Here is an 8364-nt window from a genome sequence, read left to right on the forward strand (position 1 = left end):
ACCGAGCACATGACCAACCGTCGTTCATTCCTCAAGCAGGCCGGTATTCTCGCGGCCGGCCTGCCCCTGGGCGCTGCCGTGAACCTACCAGCGCTGGCCGCCAATCCGGCGCCGCTGCCGAAGGATAAATGGGCGCAACTACGCCAGATGTTCAATCAGGACCCGGACTACCTGCACTTCGCCAACTTTCTGGTGACCTCACACCCAAGACCGGTGCGTGAAGCGATCGACATGCACCGCGCCAACCTCGACCGCAACCCCGGCCGGGCCATGGACTGGGACCTGGGGGAAACTGAAAAGCGCGAGCAGGAAGTGCGCGTCTGGGCCGGTCGTTACCTCAAGGCCAAGCCTGAGCAGATCGCCCTCACCGGCAGCACCACCGAAGGCCTTTCACTGATCTACGGCGGCATTCATGTGCGCCCCGACCAGGAAATCCTCACCAGCGAACACGAACATTACGCAACGAACTATGCGCTGGGGTATCGCCAGCAAAAGGACGGGGTCAAGGTTCGCAAGCTCAAACTGTTCGAGAACAGTTACGGCATTTCCGTGGATGAGGTGCTGGGCTCGATTGCTAAAGGCATTCGCCCCGAAACCCGAGTGCTCGGCATGACGTGGGTGCAATCGGGCAGCGGCGTGAAACTGCCGATCGGCGAGATCGGCAAACTGGTGGAGGACCAGAACCGCCACCGCGAAGAAAAGGACCGCATCCTGTATGTGGTCGACGGCGTCCATGGCTTCGGCGTCGAGGACCTCGACTTCCCCGACATGCACTGCGATTTCTTCATCGCCGGCACGCACAAATGGATGTTCGGCCCGCGCGGTACCGGGATCATCTGCGCCCGTTCGAGCGAGCTCAAGGACGTGACGCCGACCATCCCGACGTTCTCCGAAGCCACCACCTTCTCGACCATCATGACCCCCGGCGGCTATCACAGCTTTGAGCATCGCTGGGCCCTGAACGAAGCCTTCAAGTTGCACCTGGACCTGGGCAAGGCCGAGGTGCAGGCGCGCATCCACGCGCTCAATACCTATGCGAAAAACCGCTTGCTGGAGCACCCGCAGATCGAACTGGTGACGCCAAAAAGCGTGGACCTGTCGGCCGGTTTTACCTTCTTCCGGATCAAGGATCGCGACTGCGAAAAAGTCGCCCTCCAGCTGATGGAAAACCGCGTGGTCTGCGACTCGGTGGACCGCGACGTCGGCCCGGTGATCCGCATCGCCCCCGGCCTGCTCAACACCGAAAACGATATCGACCGTTTCATGGCCCTGCTGAACAAAACCGCCTAATGCAGAACCCTGTGGGAGCGAGCCTGCTCGCGATAGCGGTGGATCAGTCACCATCAATGTTGAATTTGATGGCCCAATCGCGAGCAGGCTCACTCCCACATTGGGCCTGGCGTGACACCCGTTTTTTATATCGAGATGATTCATGAACCGAGATCAATTGACCTTGTCACTCAAGGCCCTGGCCCTGACCGCACTCATGGTCGGACTTTTGCCGACCACCGCCCAAGCGGCCGCCACCCCGCAACCGGGCAAAGTGTTCAAGGACTGCCGGGACTGCCCGGAAATGGTCGTGCTGCCCGCCGGCACCTTCGCCATGGGCACCCCCGATGACGAAGTCGGTCGCGAACCCGATGAAGGTCCGATGCATGACGTGACCTTCGCCAAACCGTTCGCCATGAGCCGGTTCCAGGTCACCGCTGGTGAATGGGACAGCTACGTGCGCGAGAGTGGCGTGACCATCGCCAACGGCGACAGCCGGCCGGGTCGCGAGTGCGTCGCCAGCAAGCCGCGCTATCCGCAAAACCCGCGCCAGCCAGCGGTGTGCATGAACTTCGACGACGTGAAAAACTACGTCGCCTGGCTGTCGAAAAAAACCGGGCAGACGTACCGCATGGTCAGCGAAGCCCAACGCGAATATGCCGCGCGTGGCGGCAGCAAAGGGCCGTTCCCCTTCCCGTTCGATGAGGGCAAGGAATACAGCATCGCCAAGCACGCCAACACCTATGGCCCGGCTGACGGTTACAGCTTCAGCTCGCCAGTAGGCAGCTACCCGCCGAACGCCTTCGGCATGTACGACATGCATGGCAACGTTTACGAATGGGTCGAAGACTGCGAACACCCGGACTACGTCGGTGCGCCCACCGATGGCAGCGCCTGGGTCGAGCCCAAATGCGAAGCCGTACGGATTCGCGGCAACGACTGGGGTGAAGCACCGGTGTTCTCGCGCTCCGGTAACCGCAACAGCCAGTACCCGCAAGAGCGCGGCGACTGGATGGGGTTCCGCATCGTGCGCGACCTCTAAGCCCACCGCCCCTCTGTAGGAGCCAGGCTTGCCGGCGAAGGCGATCTCAAGGACGCCTTCGCCGGCAAGCCTGGCTCCTACGGGACTGTGTAGTGACAGCAAGCCCCGCCAGTCGGCGCCCTTCTAAATTAAGCCTTCCACCAGACGTTCTACTGGGTATCTGCCTTCACGACCCAAGGAACTGTCTTCCATGACCCAGCCTACCCGTGGCGCCATCGGCGAATTGTTCGCCCTGTTGAAACCCTTTCGGCTCATCGTCGCCGCGTCCATCTTCCTGGGCATGGTCGGCGGCCTGAGCGTCACGGTATTGCTGGCAACCATCAACAACGCCCTGCATTCGGACACCGGCCTGACCCAGGGTGTGGTCGCCCTGTTCGCCGGCCTGTGCCTGCTGGCGCTGGCCAGTTCGATCTGCTCGGACATCGGCACCAACTATGTCGGCCAGCACATCATCGCCAAGCTGCGCAAACAGTTGGGTGAAAAGGTCCTGTCGGCACCGATCGAACAGATCGAACGCTATCGCAGCCACCGATTGATCCCGGTGCTGACCCACGACGTCGACACCATCAGCGACTTCGCCTTCGCCTTCGCACCACTGGCCATTTCCGTCACCGTGACCCTGGGTTGCATGGGCTACCTGGCCATTCTGTCGTGGCCGATGTTCCTGATCATGGTCGCCGCGATCCTGATCGGCACGGCGATTCAGGCCTACGCCCAGAGCAAAGGTGTTCAGGGTTTCATGGCCGCCCGAGAGGCCGAAGATGAACTGCAAAAGCACTACAACGCGATTGCCGAAGGCGCCAAGGAACTGCGCATTCATCGCCCACGCCGCCAACGCATGTTCGTCTCGGGCATCAAGGCTACGGCCGAATTCATCTGCAACACCCAGGTGCGTTCGATCAATACATTCGTCATTGCCAAGACCTTCGGCTCGATGCTGTTTTTCGTGGTCATCGGCCTGGCCCTCGCACTGCAAACCTTTTGGCCGAGTGCCGATAAAACCGCGATGAGCGGCTTCGTGCTGGTGCTGCTTTATATGAAAGGTCCGCTGGAGCATTTGATCAGCACCTTGCCGATCGTCAGCCGCGCGCAGATCGCCTTCCGCCGCATCGCCGAATTGTCGGAGCAGTTTTCCACCCCGGAACCTCATCTGCTGCTCAGCGACAAAGGCAACGTCAAGCAAGCGGTGCACGAACTGAAACTGGCCGATGTACGTTTCAGCTTCCCGGCGGCCGAAGGTGCTTCACCTTTCCAGCTAGGGCCGGTCAACCTGACGATCAAGCAAGGCGACATCACCTTTATTGTCGGCGAGAACGGTTGCGGCAAGACCACGCTGATCAAACTGCTGCTGGGCCTGTACACGCCGCAGCAGGGTGCAATCCACGTCAATGGCGAAGTGATCGACGCCGCCAACCGCGATGACTATCGCCAGTTGTTCACCACCATTTTTGCCGACTATTACCTGTTCGATGATGTGGTCCAGGGCGATACGCACATCCCCGAAGACGCCAACAAATACCTGCAACGGCTGGAGATCGCGCACAAGGTCAGCGTCAAGGACGGCAACTTCACCACCACCGACCTCTCCACCGGCCAGCGCAAACGCCTGGCCCTGGTCAATGCCTGGCTGGAGGAGCGTCCGGTGCTGGTGTTCGATGAATGGGCTGCAGATCAGGACCCGACCTTCCGGCGGATTTTTTACACCGAGCTGCTACCGGACCTCAAACGTCTGGGCAAGACCATCATCGTGATCTCCCACGATGACCGTTATTTCGACGTGGCGGACCAACTGGTGCGCATGCAAAGCGGACGGGTTGTCACCGAGCTGGCCACCGCCTGAAAGGTAATGCCAGCCAAGTTAGGCAACTTCGAGAGGAACGCGGTCTTCGTAGCAGCTGGCGAAGCCTGCGTTCGGCTGCGCAGCAGTCGTGAAATCAGAACTCACGGTGCATCAGGTAGACCTCGCGAGCCGAGTTGACGACTGCTGCGCAGCCGAACGCAGGCTTCGCCAGCAGCAGACCGAGTTGCAGCTTAACTGGCCGGCATTTTTCTCCGATTCCGCCCCTTGTAAATTTTTTTTCCCGGTTTCTTTCCGGTTTTACGCTCGTGCTGCGTCTAATAATCATTCCTATTAACAAAAACTCTGCACAACACTTTTTCAGGAGCTCAGGTAAGTAATGCGACCTCAAACACGCCGCACACCTCTCGCGCTGGCCGTACAGCGCCCGACTTTGCATCGCACCCTGTTCACAAGCGTACTGCTGACCGCCACCTTGCTGGGGAGCTCGATGGCCAATGCTGCACCTGTAAAAGTGAACATTGCAGGTCAATCGCTTTCCAACGCGCTGACCGAACTGGGCATGCAGACCAATCTGCAAATCCTCTACAGCCCGGATCAGGTTGCAGGGATCAAGTCTCGCGCGGTGTCCGGTTCACTGGAACCGTCCGACGCCCTTGCCGCCCTGCTGAAAGGCACCGGCATCTCGTTCCAGATTAACGGCAACAGCGTCACCCTGGTGTCCGGCGGCGGCTCGAGCCTGCAACTGGGCGCGACCACCATTTCCGGCCGGGCCCTGGGCCTGACCACAGAAGACACCGGTTCCTACACCACCGGCGCCACCACCACCGCGACCAAGCTGCCGCTGTCCATTCGCGAAACCCCGCAATCAGTCACCGTGGTCACCCGTCAGCAGATGGACGATCGCGGTGTCACCAGCGTCGCCGACGCATTGCGCAACACCCCTGGCGTCACGTCGCAGAAGTACGACAGTGACCGTACTGAGTTTTCTGCTCGTGGTTTTGCCATCACCAACTTCCAGTACGATGGCGTCAACATTCCTTACGACGGCGTTTACGGTGAGAACCCGAACAACAGCGACGACGCCGCCAGCCTCGACCACATCGAAGTCACCAAGGGTGCTACCGGCCTGATGACCGGCTCGGGTGACCCGTCCGCCACGGTCAACCTGATCCGCAAGAAGCCGACCAAGGATTTCAAGGCCTCGGTCAGCGCTACCGCAGGTTCCTGGGACAACTACCGCACCGAAGGCGACATCTCCGGTTCGCTGACCGACTCGGGCAACGTGCGCGGTCGCTTCGTTGGCGCCTACCAGGACAAAGGTTCGTACATCGACCACTACAGCCAGAAAAAAGACATCTACTACGGCATCCTTGAAGCCGACCTGACGGACGACACCCTGCTGACCCTGGGCGTCGACAAGTCCAGTGCCACCCCGCGCGGCAGCTCCTGGACCGGTAACTCGCCGTACTTCAGCGACGGCGGCCGTACCGACTTTTCTCGCAGTTTCAACCCCGGTGCAGACTGGAGCCGTCGTGATTTCGACAGCGTCACCTACTTCTCGTCGCTGGAACAAGCACTGGCCAATGACTGGAAATTCAAGGCCAGCTTCGACCAGAAAACCACCGATCACGATACCCAATTGGCCTCGGCCAGCGGTGGTTACGCGGACCGCGCCACGGGCGAAGGCAATTTCCTTTACTGGGGTCGCTGGGAAGGTCATCGCGTGCAGAACACGGCTGACGTAAACGTCTCCGGACCGTTCACCCTGGGCGGTCGCGAGCACGAACTGGTGGCCGGTTTCATGGCGTCCCACTCGCGCCAGACCGGGGCAACGTACGACACCAGCGCCTTCGCACTGGTGCCGGGCAGCATCTATGACTGGAACGGTAGCCTGGCGAAACAGGACTTCCCGAAAAACGGCAAGTACGAACGCACCCAGAGCCAGAACGGCCTTTACCTGGCCACGCGCCTGCGCCCGACCGACGACCTGTCGTTCATCCTCGGCAGCCGTCTGAGCACCTTCAAGTACAACGAAGATTACTCCTACACTCCGGGCGGCACCCTCACCGACACTCACGCCAGCTACAAGGAACATGGCGTCGTCACGCCTTACGCCGGTGTGGTCTATGACCTGAACGATACGTACTCGGTCTACGCCAGCTACACCAAGATCTACCAGCCACAAATCTACAAGGACGTGACCGGTTCGACCCTCAAGCCAGTTGAAGGCGACAGCTACGAAACCGGCATCAAAGCGGCTTATTTCGAAGGCAAGCTGAATGCCAGCTTCGCCTTGTTCCAGATCGAGCAGGACAACGTCGCGCAATACGTCACCACCGACGTCGGCACCGGCCAAGACGTTTACAAAGCCATCTCCGGCGCCACCACCAAGGGTGTGGAACTGGAACTGGCCGGCGAACTGGCGCAGGACTGGAACGTAACTGCCGGCTACACCTATGCCCGTACCCGTGACGACGACGAACAACGCATCTTCGGTTTCCCGCTGGCCTCCAGCAAACCGGAACACGTAGTGCGTACGTTCACCACTTACCGTCTGCCTGGTGCGCTGAACCAGTTCACCGTCGGTGGTGGTATCAGCTGGCAGAGCGCTTTCTACGGCCAGAGCTACAGCCCGAACGTGGGTAACGGCGAAGGCGGCAGCACCATGCTCAAACAAGGCGGCTACACCCTTGTGGACCTGATGACCCGTTATCAGTACGACGAACACCTGAGCTTCACCGCCAATGCCTACAACGTCTTCGACAAGAAGTACATGTCGGGTCTGGGCAACTTCGGCACCACGTTCTACGGCGAGCCGCGTAACCTGCAGATCACCGCAAAGTATGATTTCTGAGTGGCAGAGCTGAAATGAAAAATGCCCGTATCGCGAGATACGGGCATTTTTTATGGCTGATGGATGTGTGGTGACTGTGATGCCGTCTTAGCGAGCAGACTCGCTCCCACAGGGGATCTTCAGTGGCCACAGAATTTTTGTTCACATCGGTTAACTGTGGGAGCGAGCCTGCTCGCGAAAGCGGTGTGCCAGGCAACGGCGATGTCGACTGACACTCCCTCTTCGCGAGCAGGCTCGCTCCCACATTTCGTTCCCACGCGGTGGACTGACCCCAAAAAGTTGGACACAACTGCTGGGGTGCAGACCACAGAGTGGGAACGATCATTCAAAGCCGCGAACGCACCCACCCCGCCACTTCCGAGTGAATCCCCTCAACCTCCCCCAACAACCCCGCCATGCGCAAAAAGTCATGGGTCATCCCAGGCTGTTCCAGCAACGTCACCTCATTCCCGGCAGCTCGCAGCCGATCCGCATACGCCAGCCCTTCGTCATGCAACGGATCATGCCCGGCCAAATACACCAGCGCCGGCGCCACGCCCGACAGATCCTCCGCCAGCAACGGCGAGCAGCGCCAATCTGCCAGGTCTTCCGGCGTACGCCCGTAATGCGCATAGAACCAATCCAGCGTCGGCGTCTCCAGCAAATAACCCTCGGCGAAATCCCGATGCGACGCGCGCTTGGTCGTCGCATCCGTCACCGGGTACACCAACAATTGCGCCTTGGGTTTCAACGCCAGTTCCTCAGGTTCACGCACCGCCATGATCGACAACACCGTCGCCAGCGTCGCGCCTACGCTGTCACCGGCCACGGCCACCCGCGTTGCGTCCAGGCCATGTGCCGCGCCTTCACGCACCAGCCAGTTCCCCGCATCGCAGGCATCTTGTACCGGCGTCGGGAATCGCCATTCCGGCGCCAGGCGATAATCCACCGTCAACAAGGCAAAACCACCTTGGGAGGCCAGCCGCCGGCACAGCGCATCATGGGAATCGAGACTGCCGACCACGTAGCCGCCACCATGGAAATACACCACCACCGGCTGCAACCCGTCGACCGATTGTCCGTCGCGATACACCCTTGCCGACAGGCTGTGCCCATCTCGCGCGGCGATGGTGAAGTCCTCGCAGGCAACGCTGTCCAGCGGCACATCGAGAAACCCCGACGACGCTTCGAAATCGATCCGCGCCTGTTGCGGCGACTGCTCATGCATCGCGCTACTTTTGCCGGTCATCCGGCCGAACTCGGCGAGTTCTAGAAATGCTTCAAGTTCTGGCAACACAGCCATGGGACGAATCCTTCACACAAATAGGTCAATAACCGGACGGTACAAAAAATCCGAATCAAGCAAGGATCCTGTGGGAGCGAGCCTGCTCGCGAAGGCGGCGTGTCAGTAACATGAAT

Annotated in this window: 5 protein-coding genes; 4 read left to right on the forward strand and 1 reads right to left on the reverse strand. The window is 60.1% G+C overall.

All coding sequences use genetic code 11. The annotated features are described in order from the left end of the window. The first annotated feature begins 9 nt into the window (after positions 1-9). The 4 genes from QFW87_RS20490 to QFW87_RS20505 all read left to right on the forward strand — a co-directional run bounded on the left by QFW87_RS20490 (position 10) and on the right by QFW87_RS20505 (position 6966). A complete protein-coding gene (locus QFW87_RS20490; protein WP_283181058.1) occupies positions 10-1290 on the forward strand; it encodes an aminotransferase class V-fold PLP-dependent enzyme in 1281 nt (426 codons plus the stop codon). Between the two features lie 142 nt (positions 1291-1432). Further along, complete coding sequence (locus tag QFW87_RS20495; protein ID WP_283188720.1) at positions 1433-2311, forward strand: formylglycine-generating enzyme family protein; 879 nt, start codon at positions 1433-1435, stop codon at positions 2309-2311. A 190-nt stretch (positions 2312-2501) separates the two neighbouring features. Next, positions 2502-4151, forward strand: coding sequence for a cyclic peptide export ABC transporter (locus QFW87_RS20500; protein WP_283188721.1), 1650 nt, complete (start codon positions 2502-2504; stop codon positions 4149-4151). Positions 4152-4488: 337 nt separating this feature from the next. After that, the gene (locus QFW87_RS20505; protein WP_283188722.1) at positions 4489-6966 is read left to right on the forward strand and encodes a TonB-dependent siderophore receptor; all 2478 of its coding nucleotides are present in this window, start codon (positions 4489-4491) and stop codon (positions 6964-6966) included. A 325-nt stretch (positions 6967-7291) separates the two neighbouring features. Here the strand turns inward: QFW87_RS20505 and QFW87_RS20510 are convergent, their stop codons facing one another. Beyond that, complete coding sequence (locus tag QFW87_RS20510; RefSeq protein ID WP_283188723.1) at positions 7292-8248, reverse strand: alpha/beta hydrolase; 957 nt, start codon at positions 8246-8248, stop codon at positions 7292-7294. Positions 8249-8364 lie beyond the last annotated feature (116 nt).

Origin of the sequence: Pseudomonas sp. PMCC200344 (genome assembly GCF_030053095.1) — a bacterium.
Taxonomy (GTDB): domain Bacteria; phylum Pseudomonadota; class Gammaproteobacteria; order Pseudomonadales; family Pseudomonadaceae; genus Aquipseudomonas; species Aquipseudomonas svalbardensis.

Coding starts and splice junctions, on each gene's coding strand:
- QFW87_RS20490 (WP_283181058.1), top strand. CDS start 10: ATGACCAACCGTCGTTCATTCCTCAAGCAGGCCGGTATTCTCGCGGCC.
- QFW87_RS20500 (WP_283188721.1), top strand. CDS start 2,502: ATGACCCAGCCTACCCGTGGCGCCATCGGCGAATTGTTCGCCCTGTTG.
- QFW87_RS20495 (WP_283188720.1), top strand. CDS start 1,433: ATGAACCGAGATCAATTGACCTTGTCACTCAAGGCCCTGGCCCTGACC.
- QFW87_RS20505 (WP_283188722.1), top strand. CDS start 4,489: ATGCGACCTCAAACACGCCGCACACCTCTCGCGCTGGCCGTACAGCGC.
- QFW87_RS20510 (WP_283188723.1), bottom strand. CDS start 8,248: ATGGCTGTGTTGCCAGAACTTGAAGCATTTCTAGAACTCGCCGAGTTC.